Here is a 21,601-nt window from a genome sequence, read left to right as displayed (position 1 = left end):
CGGTTCCCCACACCTCTTCCTGAGCCTTGCGGTCGAAGAACGCAAGCTCCCACGGATGCACACCGACGATGCCGCTGACCCAGCCCGTGGCACCATCCATCGCACCGATAGCCATTGCCGTCTCGGCGAATTCACGCGGATGCGCCTCGAGGCCACCGAACTCCTTCGGCTGCAGCATCCGGATGACGCCGGAGTCGCGCAAGCGCTTCGCGCTGCCGTCCGTCAAGCGCATCAGCTTGTCGCCCTCGACCCCGTCAGCGCGGATCTCGTCGGCGAACTGTGAGATGTTGTCCAGAACCTGACCCATGATCTTTCCGCCTCCACTGATAGTCGATCAACGACCATTAAAGTAGAACACGTTCTAGAAACTTGCGGAAGTGAAATGGCCGACATTTCTTACACTCACACGGTCTGCAGTTCCGACGGGAGTTCGACGGCGTCGCTACCCGAGGCCGCAAGCAACTGTGCGTATCGCCCACCTTGTTGCACAAGTTCGTCGTGGGTGCCCTTTTCCACAACCACGCCCTGGTCGAGGACCGCGATGAGATCCGCATCTCGAACCGTGGAGAGTCGGTGCGCTACAACAAGAGTGGTGCGTCCGACCATCAGCTCGTCGAGCGCGTCCTGCAACGCACGTTCAGTGCGATTGTCCAAGGCGCTCGTCGCCTCGTCGAGGACGAGGATCGGCGGATTCCGCAGGACTGTGCGCGCGATCGCTATGCGCTGTTTCTCACCGCCGGAGAATCGGTAGCCGCGCTCGCCGACCATGGTGTCGTACCCGTCTTCGAGACCGGAAATGAATTCGTGGATCTGCGCGATGCGCGCTGCCTGCTCGATCTCGGCGTCCGTGGCGTCGGGTTTCGCGAACCGAAGGTTCTCACGAATCGTCGTGTGGAAGAGATACGTCTCCTGCGACACCACACCTACCAGGTCGGAGACCGTCGCCAGATCGAGGTCCCGCAGATCGACGTCGTCGATTCTCACCGATCCCGCAGTCGGGTCGTACAGACGTGCGGCCAAGTATCCGAGAGTGGTCTTGCCCGAACCCGTGGAGCCGACAAGCGCCAAGGTTCCGCCGGCCGGGACCGTGAGGTCGATGTTGTCGAGGGTCTTGCTGTCGGTTCCTGGATACGAGAAGTCGACGTGGTCGAACCGAAGTTCGCCGGACATCTTGGTGCGGTCGAAGCTCTTCGACTCTTCCGGATCCGCGATGTCGATCGGCAGATCCAGGTACTCGAACACGCGACTGAACAGTGCCATCGAGCTCTGCACCTCGACGCCCGTGTTGAGCAGCATCATGGTGGGGCGGAACAATTGTGTTTGCAGCGTGGTGAATGCGACGAGGGTGCCGACGGTGATGGTGTTGCCGTGATCGAGAGTGAAACCGGCAAACCAGTAGACCAGTGCAGGCATGGCTGCGAAGGTGATCGACATGGTCGCCATGCGCCACTTGCCAGCCATCATGGCTCGGAGTTCGACGTCTGCGACTTCCGCTGAACGCTCGGTGAATCGATCCGTCAGAGCCGACTTCGCGCCGGTCGTCTTGCCGAGGAGAATGCCACTGACGGAGAGAGATTCCTCCACCTGGACCGACAGATCACTGAGTAGCTTCTGCCGCTTACCAGAGATCTTGCGGCGCTCGTCACCGATCTTGCGTGCGATACGGATGAACACCGGCAAGATCGCCAGCGAGAAGATGGCAAGCCGCCAATCCAGAAGGAACAGAGCAACAATGGTGGCTGCCACGGTCGTTGCATTCTGCGCGATGGATGTTGCCGTGTTGGTGACCACCGACTGCATACCGCCGATGTCGTTGGCAATACGCGACTGAACTTCTCCGGTTCGGGTTCGAGCGAAGAATCCGAGCGACTGATTCTGCAGATGCGAGTAGACCCGCACGCGCAGTTGGTGCATCAGTTTCTGGCCGATGCTGTTGGACATCCAAGTCTGCGCCACGCCGAGACAGCTCGTGATCACGGCAATGGCGATCATGCCGATGGCCAGAACGCTGACGAGTCCGAGGTTCTTGTCCGGGATCGCCTTGTCGAGCATTTCGCGTAGGAGCAGCGGACTGCCCAACGCCACGATCGCGCTGAGTGTGATGACCGCGGTGACGATGGCGATCTGAGTTCGATACGGCGCGAACAGTCCGAGTACGCGCTTTGCCGGTACGGATTCCGCCGGAGTGATCTCGACAGCGGATCGTTCGATGTTTCGCATGTGATCTGGTTTCACGTTCTACCTCCTGGAGGCTTTCTCACCCTAGTTTCATATTGATGAGGTTACCTCACTATGAGGCTGACACCAACAACGCTAGACTGACGCCATGCATTCCCGAGAGCGCGAACTCACCGACGTCGTGATGTCCGTGGCACGGCTCATCCGCCGACGCCAAGTGGCAGCGCTGGAACCATTCGGCCTCTCGCCGTCGCAAAGCCGAGCGCTGCGAGTACTGACCCGAGTGGGCGAGCCGGTTCGACTCGGGTTTCTTGCCGAGCGATTGCGCATCGTTCCGCGGTCGGCGACCGACGTCGTGGATTCCCTCGAAGAGGCCGGATGGGTGCGCCGCACTCCCGATCCGAACGATCGGCGAGCTGTATTACTCGAGCTCACCGACGCCGGCGCTACCCTCGCTGCCGACGTCGCGAAAGCTCAACGACGCGAATCCTCGGATGTGTTCGACGACCTCGACGAATCGGAGCGAGCAATTCTCACCGAACTTCTCGAGCGAGTGGACGCGGGGCACGACTCTCGGCCCCGCGACTGCCCGAAACCTTCGGTGTGAGTCCTCACGCAGCGACGGTGTCGACTGCGTCCTCGACATTCTCCGCCGACGTCGACTTGCTCTGACGCTCGATCTTCGAGATGCAACGAGCAAGGTCCGCGCCTACCGCAGTCGCCCGTAGCTCGAGATCGGAACGAGGCACACCCTCTTTGGTCGTGTACTCGTTGGTGCGCAACTCCCCCGCCACCATGACCGGATCACCCTTCATGATGGATGCGCCGACGCCGGTGACCAACCGCCGCCAGCAACTCACCGTGAGATAGAGGGTCGCTCCGTCCGTCCACTCTCCGGTCACCGCGTCTTTGCGACGCGTGTTGCTCGCCATCCGAAAGCTCAGCACCTCTTCGCCATTGGTGGTCTGCCGCTTCACCGGATTGGTGATGACGGTTCCGACAACCGTTGCATGCGTTTCGTACATGTCCGATCCCCCTTCGAACTCCAGAACCCGCCAACTGCCGCGGGGCCGATCACTGCGTCGGCAGTTTCGATTGTGGGCCGACAAACGCATGGCTCGGGATCCTCGATTTCCACCTGTGCATCGGTGGGACAGCTGTGGAGAAACAGCACTGCCCGGACCGAATGGCCCGGGCAGTGTCGGAGCTAGGTGCTAGTGGAGGATTCGTCGGATTTCTTCTCGCTGGGTGTCTCGTCCGCAGAGTCCTCGCTTGTAGTCTCCGCGTCAGCAGCCTCACGGGGTTTCCACCCTTCGCGGTCCCGCCTGGCCAATTCGGCGAACATGGCGTTGTGAGCAGCGAGGTCGGCGTCGTGGTCACGCTCGGCCGCACGGTCCGTTCGGCGCGCGGTCCTTCCGTCACTGCGCGACCACTGAACCAGCAGCGCGAGCATGACCACCATGAGTGGGATCTCGCCGGTCGCCCACGCGATGCTGCCGCCCAGCTGCTGATCGCCGATCAGATCGTTGTTCCAGCCGAGGCCGAGCGAACGGAAGTACGCGCCGCCCATGACGGCGGTAGTGCTCATCAATGCCACGCCGAAGAAGGCGTGGAACGGAAGTGAGCCGAAGACCATTGCCAGCTTGGTCACCGGCTGCAATTGGCGCGGTGACGGGTCGATTCCGATCGCCACCCAATAGAAGAGATAGCCACTGAGGATGAAGTGCAGATTCATCAGCAGGTGAGCACTGTGCGAGTCGACGGTAGCGCCGTAGATTCCGCCGAGGTAGAGCGCGTAGAAGCCGCCGACAAAGAGAACTGCCGCCACGATCGGGTGGGTGATGAATCGCGAGAACGGGCTGTGCAGCGCGGTCAGAATCCACTCGCGAATGCCGGGCACGCCGTCCTTGCCTGCCGGATCCAGGGCCCGCAGAGCCAAAGTGATCGGCGCACCCAGAACCAGCAGGACTGGGCCCAACATCGACAGCGCCATGTGCGCACCCATGTGAACGCTGAAGACTGCCGGTGCGTATTTGCCGACGCCCGACGACGTGGCGATCAGGAGCACCGCACAACCGCTCATCCAGGCGATGGTTCGGCCGACAGGCCAGGAATCCCCACGCTTGGCCAGCTTGCGAAGGCCGATGCCGTACAGAATCGCCGCAGCAACGGCGGCGGTGCCGAACATGAGGTCGAATCGCCAGTCCGTCACGAAGGCCATGAACGACGGCGGGTCCGGAAGGTTGTAACCGAGTTCGACCTCGGGAATCGAGGGAATCGACAGCGGAGGGGGCGGCGGGGTACGACCGAGGCCGATCGCGAGGCCGATGGTTGCCGCCATCACGATGCCTTCAGCGCCGGCAAATCGAATCAGGGCAGAGCGACTCTTCGGATTCTCCGCCAGCGCCGGTAGCGCCCGACTCCGCTGAGCCCAACCGAAGAACCCGAGGATGATCAGTGCAACTGTTTTCGCGACGATCAATCGTCCATACGTCGTGGTGAAAACGTCGTCGAGAGGCAGACGGACAATCGCGTTGATGACGCCGCTGAATCCCATGACGACGAAGCAGATGGATGCGACCGTCGAAAAGCGTCGGGCTGCTACGTCGGTGTAATCGCCGCCGCGGCGCGCGTGTGCCAGTAGCGCGAACAACCCGCCGGCCCAGAGCGAAGCCGCCACGAGGTGCAGGATCAGACTATTGGTAGCGATGTCATGCGAGCCGCCCGAAGACGAGTGACCGGTGAGAGCAAGCGGCATCAGTCCGAGGAGACCGACCAGCAGCAGGAGCGGAGTCCACCACCAGCGCAGTGTCAGTCGGGCCAGGATCGCCAGAACAACCGCGATGATCGCCGTCCAACGCCAAGCGCCGGCGATCTCGACCTGATCGAGTCCCGACCACAGGTTCGCCGGTTTGATCGCTTCGGCAAACGGCTGACCCGATGTGTCGGAGAGCGTCAGAGGCACCATCATGAACGAACAGATCGCCCACACGATCGCGGCGTGCGATGCAGTTCGGACTGCCCGATAGCCGTCGACGTCGAGGACGCCCGACTTCTGCGGCGGCACGAAGAACGCGGCCAGCAGCAGTGACCCGATCGCGATGACCGCGGCGATCTCCCCCAGTGCACGCATCGCGGGGAGGCCGTACGTGGTGATCGGACCTGGATCCGGGATGCCCAGAAGAGTCAGTGCCTGCGACGCGGAGAATCCCACCACGATGGCTGCGGTGAGCCCTGCGATGAGTCCACTGACCACGAATATCGCGGTCGAAGAAGCGGGTGCACCGCTGTGCTGTGTGGACTCCGGTGGGGAATCTGTCGGCGCGAGGTCGGGTGTAGCCATACCTCAAGGGTAGGACCTTCGCGAACCGACTACGACAACGCGTCGGAGTTGGGCGGCGCGCGTCACATCCCGAACCCTCGAGTATGATGTTCCACGCGCCTCCGTAGCTCAGGGGATAGAGCAAGAGCCTTCTAATCTCTTGGTCGCAGGTTCGAATCCTGCCGGGGGCACCACAAGATTTGATTCACGGATAGTCACACTGCGTGGACGAGCGGCCACTGGGCAGAGCAGTCCGATACGGACCGAAACCTAGCCCACAAATTACGTGCCGTCCGCAGTAATCTGCCACGCATGAAGAAGGCACTTCCGAAGACCCTGAAGTCAATCGCCCGGACCGTTGGAATCCTGGCACTCGCGATCGTCCTTGTATCCGTCGTCGAGCGGTTCACCGGCGCACACCAACCGACGACCGGTCCCGCGTCGTTGACCGGACCCGACCAATCGTTGTAGCCCTTCCCTGCGACTGCGACAAGGTCGTCTCACGAAGTTCTACGACAACGAGCCGGTAGCCAAGAATCCACCAATGCCAGCCGAGTCGCATGCAACACGCTCAGCAGAGCCGCCGCACAGTGTCACAGAATCTCTGGGCTCCGGATCCCAGGGCGTATAACAGCAGCCGGAGTAGTCGGACCTTGCTAGCGGCCGTGGGCGTAGCACCAATGACACAAGCTGCGTCAGAATGGTTGAGCGAGAACTCGATTCGAAGTTCTAATTTCGCGAAGTTTCCAGGGAGCCGTGAGAGGCGCCGGCTCTGGGACCTCGCAGCTACTCGGTGCGGTTGCTCGGATGTGGCGACTGCGCACCGATCGAGCCGGTCGCATCCACCGTCGGCAACTACGCAACCACCGTCACCATTTGACTCCGGGCATCGAAAGCGCTTGAAAAGTAAGCCAGTTCATCGTGCCGAGGCGCGCGAGAACGACCTGAACTTGCGAGGTCTCGAGATCTTCGAAGAAGCCTCCGACGTGGCATTTTCCGAGATCCACACACATCCCAGGCAGTGCCTCATCCGTGCGCACAAGAGCGTCGCCAATAGTCGCTGCGACGCGTGATCAGCTGGACTGACGTAACCGTACCGAAGGCTTTCTACGAAAAGCTGGGCGAACCTTTGTCTAGAATGGCCATGTCGGCCCCAGAAGCATTATCGACGGTTAACTCAGGCCGGAATCCAAGCTGCTAAGAAAAACGAATCTAATGTGACCCCTATCTCTGAATCCTTTCAGAACAGGGGTTTCGATGACCAGCGACTGAATTCACCCCCAAATTCACCCTCCTCCTATACGCAGAAACATGATTTGCATTTATGCCGAGCGTGTGCGCACAGATAATTCGCTCCACGCCTTGTCGTTCCGACAGCAAATAAGGGGCGGTGAACTGCATAAAGGCCCATTCGGTACAGCAGCGCCGACTCGGCTCGGCCGCTCACCGATTGTCGACAGGGGCCAAGGCAGGTATATAACTGATGGTCGAGATCGAATTGTGATGAACCAGCCAGTTAACTCGAAATAAATCAACGGAAGATAGATATAGCCAGGTAAGCGCAGTTTTTCTTGCATGGACGCACGTCCATGGCGTGTCCAGCTATGCGATTTGCTCGTGTTAGATTCCTGATTGCGCATCGCCCGGTTTGCGCCTTCTGCGTTGTTTGCGCGGAATTTGCATCTTCTCGCGAACGGCCCCGCGCACATTTCTTTACGTTGTGCCAAAGAAAGGAATTTCATGAAAACCGTCACGGCAGCGAAGCACGCAGCACGAAGACTCCCCCTCGGAGCCATCGCGCTGTTGCTATTGCTATCCGGGATGGTGCTCATGCCCGAACTGCAATGAATCGCGCAGGAAAGATCCTCGGCCGCAGCCTTTAGTACCTCGTAGGTCGTCGCGTTAGGTAATACCGGCGGTCGATCTTTCTTGGAATTTCCTGGCCTACCCAGAGCCGGCCGTCGGTCTGCGCTGGCGCCAACCAGATCCGATTACCAACTGTTCGGCTCCGCAATAGGACGCCTGAGAATCACCAACGCTCGCATCCAGGCTCCAGAGCTGCTCAAAGGTCCCGTTTCGCTATTCGACGGCCCCGGAAACGGGGCCCAAATCATGTGTTCTGAACGAAAGGTGTTCGTCATGCGTAACCGTGTCTTCCCACGCCGTGCCGGGGAGGGGGTGGTGTCTCGGTGGGCAGCTTTGGGGATGATCGTTGCGGTCCTGGCGCTGGTCATATCGTCGTTCTCATTCGTCCAAGTTGCCTCGGCAGATGACATCGGGACCTCGACCACCACAGGTCCGACCACCACAGTTCCGAACACAACGAAGCCGCCCGCGACTACGGCGGAGGCGCCACTGAAAACGACGGCGCCGCCTACTTCCACGTCGGAGTCACCCACTTCTGCGAAACCGCCGATCACAACCACGGCGCCCCCGTCTACGACTTCTGTGGCGGCGCAGCGACTGGCCGCACGCGGAGTCAATCCCGGCATCGATGTGAAAATCACCGACGTCCAGGTCGAGGGAAAGAACGACCAGCAGATCACGGTCGGGGACTCCGTCACGGTGAAGGGCACCTGGGACGCGTCAAGCGCGAGCCCGCAACCGGGCGACCAGTTCACCATCGGATTCCCTGACGAGTTGAAGCTCCAGTCCAACCCGACGATCGCGCTCGAGGGCGACGACGGGACGGTTTGGGGCACATGCGATCTGGTTGCTTCCACCAATCTGATGACGTGTGTTCTCTCCGATGCCGTGGCGGATCGCCCGGACGAGGTGAAGGGCGATTTCTTCGTCTACACCAAGGCTGTCGCGTACACCACCGAAGAGAAAGTTGATTTCACGATCAACGGCAGTTTCGACGTGACGCACGAGCTACCCGGCGGTGGCGGCATCAGCGACGGCAGCGTGATCAGCGAGGCCAAGAAGTCCGGCCAACTCCAGGGCAACAAGCAGTCTGTGCGTTGGACGATCGACATTCCCGGTGCCGATCTGGCCGCACTGGACGCGGGCGGCACCGGTTCGGTGACCCTGAGCGACGCGCTCTCAGAGAACATGAAGCTGTGTACGGGCAGCCTGATCGACGCGAAGCTGTTGTCCGGTCGCCCGAACGATCTCGAGCCGGTCGCAGGCGGCGTCACCGTCACCCAGAGTGCCGCTGGTGATCCAGTCAGCATCGCGCTCGACAACGGCGGCCCCTTCGAAAGAAACAAGCTCTACCGCATCGAGTACACCTCGTGCACAACCAGCGGCGAAGTGGACAACACGGGCACCGTCTACGACAACTCCGTGACCATCGGCGGGAACACCGTAGGCGCGGCAGGCGTCGGCCAGGATTGGTCGCCACAGACCGGGCCGTCGAAGTCCGGCGGTTGGGCCGGGGGCACCCGGTACAGCGAGATCGACTGGAGCATAACGCTTCCGGGCACTTTCATCGCTAGCCTCCCCGACCAGAAAGTCATCATCAAGGAGACTCTCGGCGCCAATCACGAGGTCTGCGAGGGCGGCCTCGTCCCGACGGTCTGGCGCGCGAACCGTCTACCCGGGCTGAACGGTGAAACAACCAACCACGTCAACGTCACCTCCGAGTTCGACATCGACGCTTCCGATGCTACGGCGAGTGCCCAATCCTTCAGCATGACCATCACGCCGAAGGAAAAGATCAAGCAAGACTCGACGCAGTACTACTACGTGAAGTTCCGGTCCTGTGTGATCGAGAAGGAGGTGCCGGACTCCTCTGATGTGTTCACCAATACGGCGGTCGTCAACGGCATCTCCAAAGACGCTTCGGTGACGGGGCCCAAGTTCGAGGGCGGCAAGACCGGCACGCTCAACACCGAACCGAAGGACGTCGCGGGCGAGAAGCAGCCTGCCGGCACGACCATCGACTGGAAGGTGCAGGTCTCCGGGCACACCCTCGAGGGCCTCGACGCACCTGCGGTCATCACCGACACGTTCTCCGACAGCTTGGCGGTGTGTGATGTCAGCGGCGATCTGAAGAAGGACCTCAATTTCAAGGTCACCGCGCGCGACTTCCTTGCAAAAGAGGGCGGGACGGACATCACCGCGGGCACCACGGTCACACGCAGCGGCGACAACGGGATTGCCATCACCCTCCCGAAGGACGCGGGCGACTACACCCGTGAGACACGCTATTACGTCGAATACACCCTCTGCACCAGCAGCGGTGGGCTGGATCAGCGCGGCACGGTTTACGGGAACTCGGTCTTCTACAACGGCAAGACTCAGTCGACGCAGAGTGTCAAGCAGGAATGGGGCGGCGGCGGTACCGGCCAAGGTGTGTCGCGGGGCTCGTTCTCGCTTCTGAAGGAGATCGCTCCCTTCTCCGAGAAATTCCCGGAAGACACCGAGTTCACTGTGAAAGTCGAGGAGTTCGCCCCCGGGCAAGATCCAGCGACCGACGCCCCGGTGAGCTCCTACGAGATCAAGGTGAAGGCTGACGGGACACCGGTCAGTGGGATCAACCCCCGCGGAACCGGCTGGCAGATCCGTCTGTCCGAGATCAACCTCCCCACCGTTGACGGCGTGTACTTCGAGCGAGGAACGTTCCGCCCGTCAGAGGGCGTGACGCTCAACGGGGACCGCACCGAGGCGCTGGTGACCATCACGCCGAAGAGCAATGTCGGTGTCACACTGCTCAACAAAGCGAGCCTGGGATCGGCGAGGATCACCAAGTCCGTCATCGGTGACGGAGCGCGCACGGGGCTCGAGGCTTTCGTCGTCAACGCAGAGATCGCCTTCGGTGACGACGCCGCCGGCAACGAGCTGCGTCAATTCACCCTGAAGGACGGTCAGCACTACGACCTGAGCAAATTGCCCATCGGAGCGAAAGTCACCTTCACCGAGGTCCAACCGACGAACACCGACCTCGTGACGTGGTCGCTGCCGGTGATCAGCCCGAAAACGCTCACCATCGGCACCGACGCGTCGGCGAACACGGTCTCCGTCACCAACGAGGCCAAGGTCACGCAAGGCACCTTCGAAGTGAGCAAAAAGCTCACGGGCACGAAGGCGTCCGACACGGCCGTACCGGCCAGCTTCGACGTGATTGCCACCTGGCTCGATACGGACGACAACCCGCAGAGCAAGACGCTGTCTCTTCCGTCCGACGGCACCCCGGTTCCGTTCGGCGAGAACCTGCCGGGCGGCACCGAAGTCACACTGACAGAGCTGGTTCCGGCAAACGGTGACGGTCTCGCCTATGGCGTGCCCGCATACTCCGGGAATGTCAGGATCAGTCCGGACAACGCAGCCGTGGTGACCATCGGCAAGGATCTGCGCAAGATCGAGGTGTCGAACTTCGTCGACGTCAACGACGGCACTCTGCGCATCGCAAAGCAGGTCGGCGGTGAGGCCGCCGAGGCCGTCGGCGACGACGTGGAGTTCACGGTCGAGGCGCGTTGGCGCGACGGTGTGGAGTACCGCACCCAGGTGCTGAGCGTCAAGCAGGGACAGACCACACCGCTCGGCGTCGACCTCCCTGTCGGCACCGAGGTGACCTTCACCGAGACCGGCCGTCCCGATGTCGACGGAGTCGAGTGGGGCACGATCTCCTGGGGCACCAGCCCGGAAGGCGAATCGTGGCTGCATTCGAACCTCGACGGCACCGCGACGGGCATAGTCTCCGACGACCCGACCGACGGTCGACTGATCACGCTGTCGAACGAGGCGCTGTGGAAATTCGGATCGGTCGAATTCACGAAGTTCATCCTCGACGCTGACGGCAACCCCGTCCGCGCACCCGAGGCCGACCTGCCTGACAGCGCGACGTTCGAGGTCCGTATCGACGGGATCGATCCGGCACTCCCCGCTGGAACTGATTTCCCGGCAGTGGGCCAGACCATCACCCTCGATGCCGCAAACGACTGGAGCTGGACGTCCGACGAGGTTGTGCCGCGGAACACCGTGATCACCTTCTCCGAGGTCGACCCCAAGCCACTGGCCGGTATCGACTGGGCGCGGCCGTACTACTACGTCTCCGCGGATGCCGGTGACGCCGATTACCGCGACACCGTCAAGGCGGTGGCGGGTGAGAAGGCTGTGGTGGAGATCCACAACCGCCCGATCCCGACCACCGAGGTGGATATCGACAAGATCGTGACCGGCCCCAAGGGCAGCCAGGTAGCCAAGGACGGATCCACGATCTTCCAGGTCACGGCTACGTGGACGGACATCGACAATGAGGCGCGGTCTTGTGTTCTCGATGTCAAGCCGGGCGCTTCGGTCACTCCGACCGCCCAGTGCGACGCAGCCGTCATTGACGGCCGGGTCCAGTTCCCGCTGAACACCGACATCACTTTCACAGAAACCGGTGCTCACACCGACGTCACCAACGTCAAGTGGGGTGAAGTGATCTGGGGCGTCAAGGAAGGCAAGGCGGATGTCTCGAAGATCGACGGCGAACCGACCGCAACTTCCGTCAAGCTCACCGGCGAAGCAAACAAGTCGGTGGTCCTGGGACTCGAGAACAAAACCAGCAGCAATGGGCTGATCATCATCCCGATCCCGATCCCGCTGCCGCCGTGGGAAATCCCGACATGGCCGGGCTCTGAAGTACCCGGAGGACCAGGCACTGACGTGTCGACTCCCGGCAACAACACTCCCGGCAACAACGGTGGTGGACACAACGGTGCTCCGGGCACACCTGCTCCGGGAAATCCTGCTCAGGCCAAACCGGACCAGTCCTCGTCCCTGCCGGTAACCGGCGCGAACGTCATCTGGCTCGCCGGTCTGGCGCTGGCACTGATCGGCGGTGGCGCATGGCTCACCCTGCGTAACCGCAAGCGTGCACCCGGCCAGGAGTAACTCCCAACCAGGAATACCGAAACAGAGCGGGTGCGACATACACCTGGTCGCACCCGCCCTGTTTCACCGTCACGACGTATTTATCTCGCGGCCGCCCCCGTGGCCCACCCCTCGAAGGAGAAACACCATGTCATTCCTCCCGTTCCCGATCGTCATCGAAGGCATCGAGACCACTGGTTCTGCCGCGATCGACGGCCTCGGTCGCCTGTCCGTACTCCTTTACGATCTCCTCGGCGGTACCGGAAGCGCCACGATCAACGCGGGCAGCTAGTTCGATACGGCACCAATTCGACACATCAGCTATCTCGGTAGATCTGTGAAGAGGAGACCCCGGTCCGTGAGCGATACCGAAGTTTCAGGGCGTCGTCGGCCGGGCGCAGGCCAGGTAATCGGCGAACTGCTCCTCACGGCCGGGGTCGTCATCCTGCTGTTCGTCATCTATGAGGCGTTCTGGACCAATATCGTCTCGGGGCGGCTGCAGGACGAGCTCAACAACAGTCTGGAGGAATCCTGGGCCGAAGTCCCCGAAGCCTCAGGAGCGATCGATGATCAGCCGGTGTCCCCGCTGATCCCTGTGCTCGGCGAGGGATTCGCGCGCGTGCATTTCCCCACACTCGGCGCCGCGTACGCAATCGTCGAGGGCACACGCAACGAGGACCTGCGGGCCGGCCCCGGCCACTACCCGGACTCGCAGATGCCCGGCGAAGCCGGAAACTTCGCGCTCGCCGGGCACCGCAATGGTTCCGGCGCAGTCTTCCAACACCTGGATCGACTCGATGCTTGCGATGCCGTCGTCGTGGAGACCGAGTTCCAATGGATGACGTACCGGTTGCTCCCACTCGACCAGGCCTCGCCCGAACGTCGCGCTGCGGCGAAAGCCTGCTTGAATCCCGAGCAAGCCGATCGTGTTTCCGAAGGCGACTACGTCCATCTCCTCGGGCGGCGCATCACCGTGCCCGGGGATGTTGCGGTCGTCAACCCGCTGCCCGGAAGCCCTTGGGCCGAGCCCGACGCCACGCTGGAAAGTATGTTGACACTGACCACGTGCCATCCGCTCTACTCGAACAGCGAACGCTTGATCGTCCACGCGGTTCTCGTCGAAACAATCTCGAAGACTTCGGGCACCATTCCCGCGGCATTCCAGGAGCAATGAATGTACGGATACCTCTGGGGAGCGCTCCCCGGCCCCCGACCAGTGAAGGCCCTGCTGGCGATCGTTCTCGTGGTCGCGGTGGTGCTGCTACTCATGGAATTCGTATTTCCTTGGGTGTCAGAGCATATGCCCTACTCCGACGTCACCGTATAGAGCGCCCGTGCAGGTCGGCCGACACCTGCACAACGCCCGGCTGGGGCCCGAAGGTGCTGTCCTACATCGGACTCGACGGATCTACGATGATTCTGGCGTGTCGATGCAAACCAGTTTCCGCGTGTGTCGGAACGGGTCGCCTAGGTGACGCTCGGGGCCCTCCGGAATGTTTGTTCGACGCCTGAGCGAGCACTGAAACCTGACTCCGCCGCTACAGAACCTTCGTGAAGATCTGCGCCGGCGCTGCCGTCTCGAGCTTGTCCAGCGCCTCAACCAACCTGACGAAGTGCTCGGTATGGGTGTGGGCGTCGAGGTGCTCCTGAGATTCCCATTCCTCCACCAACACGAGCTCGCAGGGATTTTCGGTGCGCTGCAGTAACTCGTAATTGATGCAGCCGTCCTCTTTTCGGGTCTCGGTGACAAGTTCGTCGTACAACCGAAGCACTTCCGCGAGATCGCCCTGCTCCACTGTGGTTGGCACCAAAACCCTGATCACAAAGACTCCGATTCGACTGTCCTGCATTGACCCCTCCGCTCGAAGTCTGCCGTAGACCTCCGACAGATCGAGATTTCCGTTGTGACTCGAAGTTTGCGGACAGGCGCAATATCTACGAAACACCCCCGATACCGGAGGTTCGTAGGGTTTGCCGAAGTCGGGCTCGCAATCAGCAGCGCAGCCCTGGGCCCGGGCGAGGGGTAAGCACATGAGTGGAAATGCAGTTCGCTTGCAAGCGATCAAGGACGTCGAGGCCTACACACCTCCGGTGGTCAGTTTCACGACCGACGAGACACCCGGAGAGGTGTTCGGAGCCAACGTCTTCAACAAGGTGGTCATGCAGAAGCGACTGCCCAAGCTTGTCTACAAATCGGTGATGGCGACGATCGAGCAAGGCAAACCGCTCGATCCCATGGTCGCCGACGCGGTCGCATCCGCGATGAAGGACTGGGCGTTGGAGAAAGGCGCAACCCACTACGCCCACGTCTTCTATCCGCTTACCGGGTTGACCGCCGAGAAGCACGACAGCTTCCTCGAGCCGGTCGGCGACGGCAGTGCACTGGCGGAGTTCGCCGGCAAGACCTTGATCCAAGGTGAACCCGACGCTTCGAGTTTCCCGAACGGCGGGCTGCGCAACACGTTCGAGGCTCGCGGATACACCGGCTGGGATGTCACGAGCCCGGCCTACGTTCTCGAAAACCCCAACGGCAACACACTGTGTATCCCGACCGTGTTCGTTTCGATGACCGGCGAAGCGCTCGACCACAAGACTCCCCTGCTGCGTTCACAACAGGCAATGGGTTTCCACGCCGAACGAATCCTTAAGTTGTTCGGCCATACCGATCCCGAGCACATCGTGTCGTTCTGCGGACCCGAGCAGGAGTACTTCCTGATCGATCGACACTTCTTCCTCGCCCGCCCCGACCTCCTCAACGCCGGCCGAACACTCTTCGGCGCAAAGCCGCCCAAGGGCCAGGAGTTCGACGACCACTACTTCGGGGCGATCCCGGAACGTGTGCTCGGATTCATGATGGACACCGAGCGGGAACTTTTCAAACTCGGTATCCCCGCCAAGACGCGGCACAACGAGGTTGCGCCCGGCCAGTTCGAAATCGCCCCGATGTTCGAGCGAGGCAACATCGCCGCGGACCACCAGCAGTTGCTGATGACCACTTTCAAGACAATCGCCAAGAAGCACGGCATGGAATGTCTGTTCCACGAGAAGCCGTTCGACGGTGTCAACGGCTCCGGCAAGCACGTCAACTTCTCGCTGGGCAACTCCGAACTCGGCAGTTTGCTTGTCCCCGGCGACAATCCGCATGACAATGCCCAGTTCCTCGTATTCTGCGCCGCAGTCATCCGGGCCGTCCACAAATACGCGGGCCTCCTGCGCGCGTCGGTCGCATCGGCAACCAACGATCACCGCCTCGGCGCCAACGAGGCTCCCCCGGCCATCATTTCGATCTTCCTCGGCGATCAACTGGCCGACGTCTTCGAGCAGATCGCCAAGGGCGCCGCGACATCGTCGAAGGACAAGGGCACCATGATGATCGGCGCCGATACCCTTCCCGTCCTACCGACCGACCCGGGCGATCGCAACCGTACGAGCCCATTTGCCTTCACCGGCAACCGTTTCGAGTTCCGCGCGCCAGGATCGCTGCAAACAGTCAACGGCCCGATGGTCACCATCAACACGATCATGGCCGAGGCCTTGGACTACATGGCCACCGAACTTGAGGCCGCGGTCGCCGACGGCGCCGATTTCGACACCGCCGTCCAGAATCTGCTCACCGAGATCATCACCAACCACGGTGCGGTTGTCTTCAACGGCGACGGTTACTCGGAGAACTGGCAGATCGAGGCCGAGTCTCGCGGCCTGCCGAACCTTCGCACGACGCTGGACGCCCTTCCTGAACTGATCACCGAATCCTCGATGGAACTCTTCGAGAAGTACAAGGTCTTCAACCACCGGGAGATGCACAGCCGCTACGAGGTCGGACTCGAACAGTACGCACTGAGCATCGGCGTCGAGGCACGCCTGGCCGCCGAAATCGGTACGACGCTGATTCTTCCGGCTGCAGTGCGCCACCAGACGGAAGTTGCGCAGAACTTCGTCGCACTGAAGTCTGCCGGCCTCGAACCGGATTCAGCACCGCTCGAAGAAGTGTCGGCGCCCGTTGCGGCTCTGCGCACAGCGCTCGCGGCCCTGCGCGCAGCAATCGACACCGACGGCGGCGAGTCGCCATTCGATCAGGCCAAGCACGCACAGGACGCACTCCTGCCCGCCATGGCAGAGGTACGTGCAGCGGCCGACTTCCTCGAAACCATCGTCGCCGACGATCACTGGCCACTCCCGACGTATCAGGAAATGCTCTTCATTCTCTGAGTATCACCCGAATATCACTACCCACAGAACTATGGCCTGCAACTCGATCGAGTTGAAGGCCATAGTTGTCGAATCTTGCTCGGCTAGCGGTCTTCCGGCATCGTGACTTCGAGTACGCGAGCCTCACCGGTGGTCGCGGGGTCAGGACGATCGCGCGAATCCGACGACGCCATCTGGAGTCCGTTCAAATCGGTCCGCATGTAGATGACGTTGTAACGGTCCCACGTGGTGGCGACGAATTCGAGGAACTGTCCGCTCGCCCACGGGTGCATGAATCCGCCGTACAACGCGGGCAACGTGATTCCACTCAACAGGGTCTGCGTACCACTCCACGGGCCTTGCGGTTGGTCGGCCTGACGGATCACCAGGTTGCCCTCGGCACTGGTGTACATGGCAACGTACTTGTTCAGGTAGTCGTTCCACTGCACTGCGAGTTCACTGACCGGTGCCTTGATGACCTGAACGGCATCGGTATCTCGCGGACTCCAACCGGAGCCGTCCCAGTATTCGTAGGCGCCGAGATTTCTGATGTCGGCGCCGGCCACTCGCGCCAGGATCGCCTTACCGAAACGACCTGAGGGAGTTCCGTATTCGTAAATGTAGCCGTCCCGACCGTCGAGGAAGGCGCTCTGCTGGAAGTTGGAATTGATCGGCGATACTGCCGGAATCCCCGGAATGCCAAGTCCTTCGGTATTGGCGCGAACTGTCGCCGGATCGAGTTCCCAGTTCTCACCGTTGTCCGTGGAGAAAGCCAGAGCCGAGTAGTTGGTGGTCCAGGCTCCAGGTTCGTCCCACGACCGAACGGACATGAATCTGATGTACTGCACACCACCGTAAGAGATTCCAGCGGTCGGGATGGTGGTGAACTCACCCGGAATGCCGAATCCCGGAATGATCTCCTTGGAATGATTGGGGCCGTCCAAAGGAGAACTGTCGATCTTCATCCCGTCGGCAATGGCGGTGTCGTTGCTGCGGAACAATACGTTGCTGCGCCAGTCGTCACCCGGGGTGTCGCAGTCGCCCACCGTGTCGCCGAATGCCATCAGCACGTCGTGATCCGGCCCCGAAAGACCGTTGTCCCACATGATTCCGAGGTCGGTACCCGACACGTTGAACCGCTCGATGGTGTTGTTGGGACTGCCTGGGCCAGTGACCATTTCGATCGCCTTGGTCCGGCCGGTCAGCACCGGCAGAGCACCGTTGGGGGCGCCGGTGATCCAAGGCAGCGCGTTGGCGAGGGAGCCGGTACCGGCGGAACCACTGCCGAGCGATCCGGTCAGCGACCCGAGCGAACCCGTCATCGATCCGGCGGAACCACTTCCTCCCGAACCGCACGGTCCACCGATCGCCGACGCAGACGGTGCTGCGGCAATCGTCGCGGCAATCGTGACGACGCCTATCGACAACATCGCCGACATGGAGTGTTTATTACGCACGTGCAGCCCCTCTGATCATTTCGACTCGTTCGGACCACAGGCACAGTGATCCCCGACCGCAGAAGCAAACCATTTGGAATGTGTTAAGAGAGTGAAAGCTGAGCAAATTGTTATAAATCGCCCGTTCAACTGACACAAGTGACAGCTGTGTCCGATTTCACCTTCACAGGACAGTTGTCCGATACAGCAATAAAGGCGCCTAGTATGTAACGGAAATGTAAAAGAGTTCTCACAACGAGGTAGGTGAGCGGTGTCCGTACGTGACCGCGTAGCGCAGATTTACGATCAGGTTTTGGTTCGCAATGCAGGAGAGCCCGAGTTCCATCAGGCCGCCGCAGAGGTCTTCGAGTCTCTTCACGTAGTGCTCGAACGCCACCCCCGCTACGCCGACGCCGGACTCATCGAGCGGCTCTGCGAGCCGGAACGCCAGATCATCTTCCGCGTGCCGTGGACCGACGACCAGGGCAACGTTCACGTCAACCGTGGCTTCCGCGTGCAGTACAACAGTGCACTCGGCCCCTACAAGGGCGGCCTGCGCTTCCACCCCAGCGTCAACCTGGGCATCGTGAAGTTCCTCGGCTTCGAGCAGATCTTCAAGAACTCACTGACCGGCCTGCCCATCGGCGGCGGCAAGGGTGGCTCGGACTTCGATCCCAAGGGCCGCTCCGACGCAGAGGTCATGCGCTTCTGTCAGTCCTTCATGACCGAACTGCAGCGTCACATCGGTGAATACACCGACGTTCCGGCCGGCGACATCGGCGTCGGCGGTCGCGAGATCGGCTACCTGTTCGGTCAGTACAAGCGGCTGACCAACACGTACGAGTCGGGCGTCCTCACCGGCAAGGGCATCACCTGGGGCGGATCGCAGGTTCGCACCGAGGCCACCGGCTACGGCGTCGCGTACTTCGTCGCCGAAATGCTCAAGGCAAAGGGTGAAGGCCTCGAAGGCAAGAACGTCGTGATCTCCGGATCCGGCAATGTCGCCATCTACGCAATCCAGAAGATCCACCAGCTCGGCGGCGTCGCGATCGCCTGCTCGGATTCCTCGGGATACATCGTGGACAAGAAGGGCATCGATCTCGACCTCCTCAAGGAGATCAAGGAAGTTCGCCGCGGCCGCATCAGCGAGTACGCCGACGCAGTTCCGCATGCCGAGTTCATCGCCGACGGTTCCATCTGGGACGTGCCGTGCGACGTCGCACTCCCCTGCGCGACTCAGAACGAGCTCGACGAAGATGCCGCAAAGACCTTGATCGCCAACGGCGTTCAGGCCGTTGCCGAAGGCGCGAACATGCCCACCACCCCCGGTGGCATCCAGCTCTTCCGTGACGCGAACGTAGCCTTCGCACCCGGCAAGGCGGCCAACGCCGGTGGCGTTGCAACCTCCGCTCTCGAAATGCAGCAGAATGCTTCGCGTGATTCCTGGAGCTTCGAGTACACCGACGAGCGTCTCGCCGGAATCATGCGCGGCATCCACAAGCGCACCATCAACACCGCTGCCGAGTACGGAAAGCCCGGCGACTACGTGCACGGCGCGAACATTGCCGGCTTCGTGAAGGTGGCCGACGCCATGATTTCACTGGGCGTCATCTAGAGATTTCCGCACCACAGACAGCAGTACAAAAAGGGTGATTTCACCCTGAACCGGTTCCCGTACATCGGACTGGTCGAATCAATACCTAGGCCTCGAGGGCCCTGGGTCCGCGAGGACCCAGGGCCCTCGAGCTTGCTCCGAGCAAATCGCCCGCGACGAGCACCGTAGGCGCGGCAATGATCCCAGACGGAACTCGTGGTGTCCTCCGAAACCGTTTTCCGCTCTGACGTCGAAAAACACCGTAAGTGGACGATTGTTTAGGTCCGCAGCGCGTGGGGCATATGGACTTATCTTCACATTTGTCCATTTCACAGTTGGACGATCGTTCATGTGGTAGAAATCACAACGCCTGGCGCAATTCGATCCGCAAATTTCAGCGGCGAGTATGCCCCCGAACAAGGCCTCAGCGTGTACCCCGCTTCGTAACGCGCCGAGCCTCCGGGTGCCTGTGCCAGGCGACGCACCTGTCTAGAGGAGGCCACCCATGTCCCCAGCGCTGCTGAACAACCCGGGACCGCTCATGTTGGGAGGCAAGCCCGCCTCCACAGCGGTCAACGACGTCATCCCACTGGCAAGCGATCTCGTAGATCACCTGTCCCGTGCCAACCCGACGTTGACTTCCCTCCAAACGGAGGCAGTACGTCGGGAACTGATTGCGGTGATCGTGCAGGGGCTCCAAGTGGGGATCCAGCTATTGGATCACCGCAAACTTCCCACCGACCAAGAGTTGGACGGCATTCACACGATGACCGTCCAACAAGCATTGAAAGGCGTGCCACTCAGCGCGATCCTCAACTTGACCAACGAGGGCATCAGCACTTTTCGCACCCTCATCCTCAGCCGGGCCGACGCCGAGGACTCCGCCAATCTCGGGGATCTCAACGAGTTCTTGTTCGCACTTGCGCAGCGGCTTCACTCGTTCATCTCGATCAGCTATCTTTCGGCTCTTCCTGCCGGTTCCCAACTCGGGGAATACTCCGCCGGCGCTCTCGTGAAAGCCATGCTGGACGGCGACGATCCCACCCAGCTTGCGTTGCAGATGGGCGTTGAACTCGCACCCCGCTATCTCGTCCTGCGGCTCCTGGTGAACCTGCCGCCCATCCGCCCGGGAGCACGCAACGGCAACCACCAGCGCATACAGGCCTACCGTGACCTCTCCGTCGCTCAATCGAAAATCGCGGCCCACTTCGGGTCGGCGCTGCTCGAAGCTCCTGCACCGCAACGTGGTCTGGTCCTGATCGAGGGCACACCCGACTGGGGAACAGTGTGCGAGGTCATCCAACGCGCACGCGCAACGGTCGGGGTGGAGATCACAGCAATCGCCGAGAACGCCGCGGTACGAGATATCGCCGCCGCCCAAGCAACCACTCACGAATTGGCGCAACTCGTGCGGCGCCTGAGACTGCCGGCGCGGTCCTACCGAATGGAAGACCTCGCGCTCGAGTATCAACTCACTCGGGGTGGCGCAGGCCGCGACAGCTTGATCAATCTTCTCAAGCCACTCGACGGCAATCCGGAACTGCTGCAGACATTGTCCATACATCTCGCCAACGGCCAGCATCGTCAGCGCACCGCGTCGGCGCTCGGCCTGCACACCAACACCGTCGACAATCGAATCAAGCGCATCGCAACCCTGACCGGATTGGATCCGGCCCTGCCCTCTGAACTGCTCAAACTGCGCGCTGCCATGATCTCGCTGACCTTCGCAAGCACTGATGTGGACAATCGTCCAGCGAAAATGTGAACACTCACATCCTCGCTATTAGCTGTCCACGTGTGGCGCCTGGACCCCACTTTTCCGCTCCGAACCGGGCTATAAAAGTGTGGTGCGAATCACCGCGCAAACCAGTAACAATTAAGGGGAAACACATGATCAACGGCCAGGATAACGCTCTCCTCGGTGCCTTCTTCGACACCATCCTGCAGCTCTTCAACGCGGGCAGCACCGGCACGGGCTCGACGGATGGCGGCGGCGTCTCCTAGGACGAATCTCGGGCCCTGTGCGAGAGAATCTCTCGCACAGGGCCCGCTCCAAGCCGCCTGACACTGTGATGGCGG

General features: G+C 61.3%; 14 protein-coding genes, 1 tRNA gene and 1 pseudogene. 10 read left to right on the top strand and 6 right to left on the bottom strand.

The genetic code is table 11. The features are described 5' to 3' along the window. A pseudogene (locus tag ACYP01_RS05900) lies at window positions 1-307 on the bottom strand (hydroxylase); the annotation flags it as partial. Window positions 308-402: 95 nt separating this feature from the next. Next, a complete protein-coding gene (locus ACYP01_RS05895; protein WP_459678895.1) occupies window positions 403-2,220 on the bottom strand; it encodes an ABC transporter ATP-binding protein in 1,818 nt (605 codons plus the stop codon). A gap of 106 nt (window positions 2,221-2,326) precedes the next feature. Here ACYP01_RS05895 and ACYP01_RS05890 point away from each other — a divergent pair, with 106 nt between their 5' ends. Beyond that, window positions 2,327-2,785, top strand: a complete 459-nt coding sequence (locus tag ACYP01_RS05890; RefSeq protein WP_030537583.1) for a MarR family winged helix-turn-helix transcriptional regulator — start codon at window positions 2,327-2,329, stop codon at window positions 2,783-2,785. 4 nt (window positions 2,786-2,789) lie between these two features. On the opposite strand, the gene ssb is transcribed toward ACYP01_RS05890, so the two are convergent. Then, on the bottom strand, window positions 2,790-3,203 hold the full coding sequence (gene ssb, locus ACYP01_RS05885; RefSeq protein WP_459678892.1) for a single-stranded DNA-binding protein: 414 nt from the start codon (window positions 3,201-3,203) through the stop codon (window positions 2,790-2,792). Between the two features lie 182 nt (window positions 3,204-3,385). After that, window positions 3,386-5,521: a bifunctional copper resistance protein CopD/cytochrome c oxidase assembly protein gene (locus tag ACYP01_RS05880; protein WP_261254283.1), complete on the bottom strand. Its 2,136-nt coding sequence runs from the start codon at window positions 5,519-5,521 to the stop codon at window positions 3,386-3,388. Between the two features lie 97 nt (window positions 5,522-5,618). Between ACYP01_RS05880 and ACYP01_RS05875 the strand changes: the two genes are divergently transcribed. The 6 genes from ACYP01_RS05875 to ACYP01_RS05850 all read left to right on the top strand — a co-directional run bounded on the left by ACYP01_RS05875 (window position 5,619) and on the right by ACYP01_RS05850 (window position 13,631). After that, a tRNA-Arg gene (locus ACYP01_RS05875) sits at window positions 5,619-5,694 on the top strand. 118 nt (window positions 5,695-5,812) lie between these two features. After that, a complete protein-coding gene (locus tag ACYP01_RS05870; protein ID WP_459678891.1) occupies window positions 5,813-5,971 on the top strand; it encodes a hypothetical protein in 159 nt (52 codons plus the stop codon). Window positions 5,972-7,705: 1,734 nt separating this feature from the next. Beyond that, window positions 7,706-12,325, top strand: a complete 4,620-nt coding sequence (locus ACYP01_RS05865) for a DUF5979 domain-containing protein (RefSeq protein WP_459678894.1) — start codon at window positions 7,706-7,708, stop codon at window positions 12,323-12,325. Between the two features lie 127 nt (window positions 12,326-12,452). After that, complete coding sequence (locus ACYP01_RS05860; RefSeq protein ID WP_003945342.1) at window positions 12,453-12,596, top strand: hypothetical protein; 144 nt, start codon at window positions 12,453-12,455, stop codon at window positions 12,594-12,596. A gap of 66 nt (window positions 12,597-12,662) precedes the next feature. After that, window positions 12,663-13,478, top strand: a complete 816-nt coding sequence (locus ACYP01_RS05855) for a class E sortase (RefSeq protein ID WP_459678889.1) — start codon at window positions 12,663-12,665, stop codon at window positions 13,476-13,478. Further along, window positions 13,479-13,631 carry a hypothetical protein gene (locus ACYP01_RS05850; protein WP_003945315.1) on the top strand — a complete coding sequence of 51 codons (153 nt, stop codon included), beginning with the start codon at window positions 13,479-13,481 and terminating at the stop codon, window positions 13,629-13,631. It begins immediately after the preceding gene. A 211-nt stretch (window positions 13,632-13,842) separates the two neighbouring features. Here ACYP01_RS05850 and ACYP01_RS05845 read toward each other — a convergent pair whose 3' ends face one another. Further along, complete coding sequence (locus ACYP01_RS05845; protein WP_003945298.1) at window positions 13,843-14,154, bottom strand: putative quinol monooxygenase; 312 nt, start codon at window positions 14,152-14,154, stop codon at window positions 13,843-13,845. 181 nt (window positions 14,155-14,335) lie between these two features. On the opposite strand from ACYP01_RS05845, the gene ACYP01_RS05840 reads away from it, so the two are divergent. Beyond that, the gene (locus ACYP01_RS05840) at window positions 14,336-16,513 is read left to right on the top strand and encodes a glutamine synthetase III family protein (RefSeq protein ID WP_459678887.1); all 2,178 of its coding nucleotides are present in this window, start codon (window positions 14,336-14,338) and stop codon (window positions 16,511-16,513) included. Between the two features lie 83 nt (window positions 16,514-16,596). Here ACYP01_RS05840 and ACYP01_RS05835 read toward each other — a convergent pair whose 3' ends face one another. Beyond that, window positions 16,597-17,931 carry a DUF4185 domain-containing protein gene (locus tag ACYP01_RS05835; protein ID WP_007733338.1) on the bottom strand — a complete coding sequence of 445 codons (1,335 nt, stop codon included), beginning with the start codon at window positions 17,929-17,931 and terminating at the stop codon, window positions 16,597-16,599. 268 nt (window positions 17,932-18,199) lie between these two features. On the opposite strand from ACYP01_RS05835, the gene gdhA reads away from it, so the two are divergent. Together gdhA and ACYP01_RS05825 are read left to right on the top strand one after the other, a co-directional pair. Next, window positions 18,200-19,543, top strand: coding sequence for an NADP-specific glutamate dehydrogenase (gdhA, locus tag ACYP01_RS05830; protein WP_003945368.1), 1,344 nt, complete (start codon window positions 18,200-18,202; stop codon window positions 19,541-19,543). A 484-nt stretch (window positions 19,544-20,027) separates the two neighbouring features. After that, complete coding sequence (locus ACYP01_RS05825; RefSeq protein ID WP_003945374.1) at window positions 20,028-21,287, top strand: PucR family transcriptional regulator; 1,260 nt, start codon at window positions 20,028-20,030, stop codon at window positions 21,285-21,287. Window positions 21,288-21,601: the final 314 nt, after the last annotated feature.

The organism is Rhodococcus sp. no. 34 (assembly GCF_054589475.1).
The sequence above is the reverse complement of the archived record's forward strand: the minus strand, read 5'-3'. Positions and strand labels throughout refer to the sequence as shown.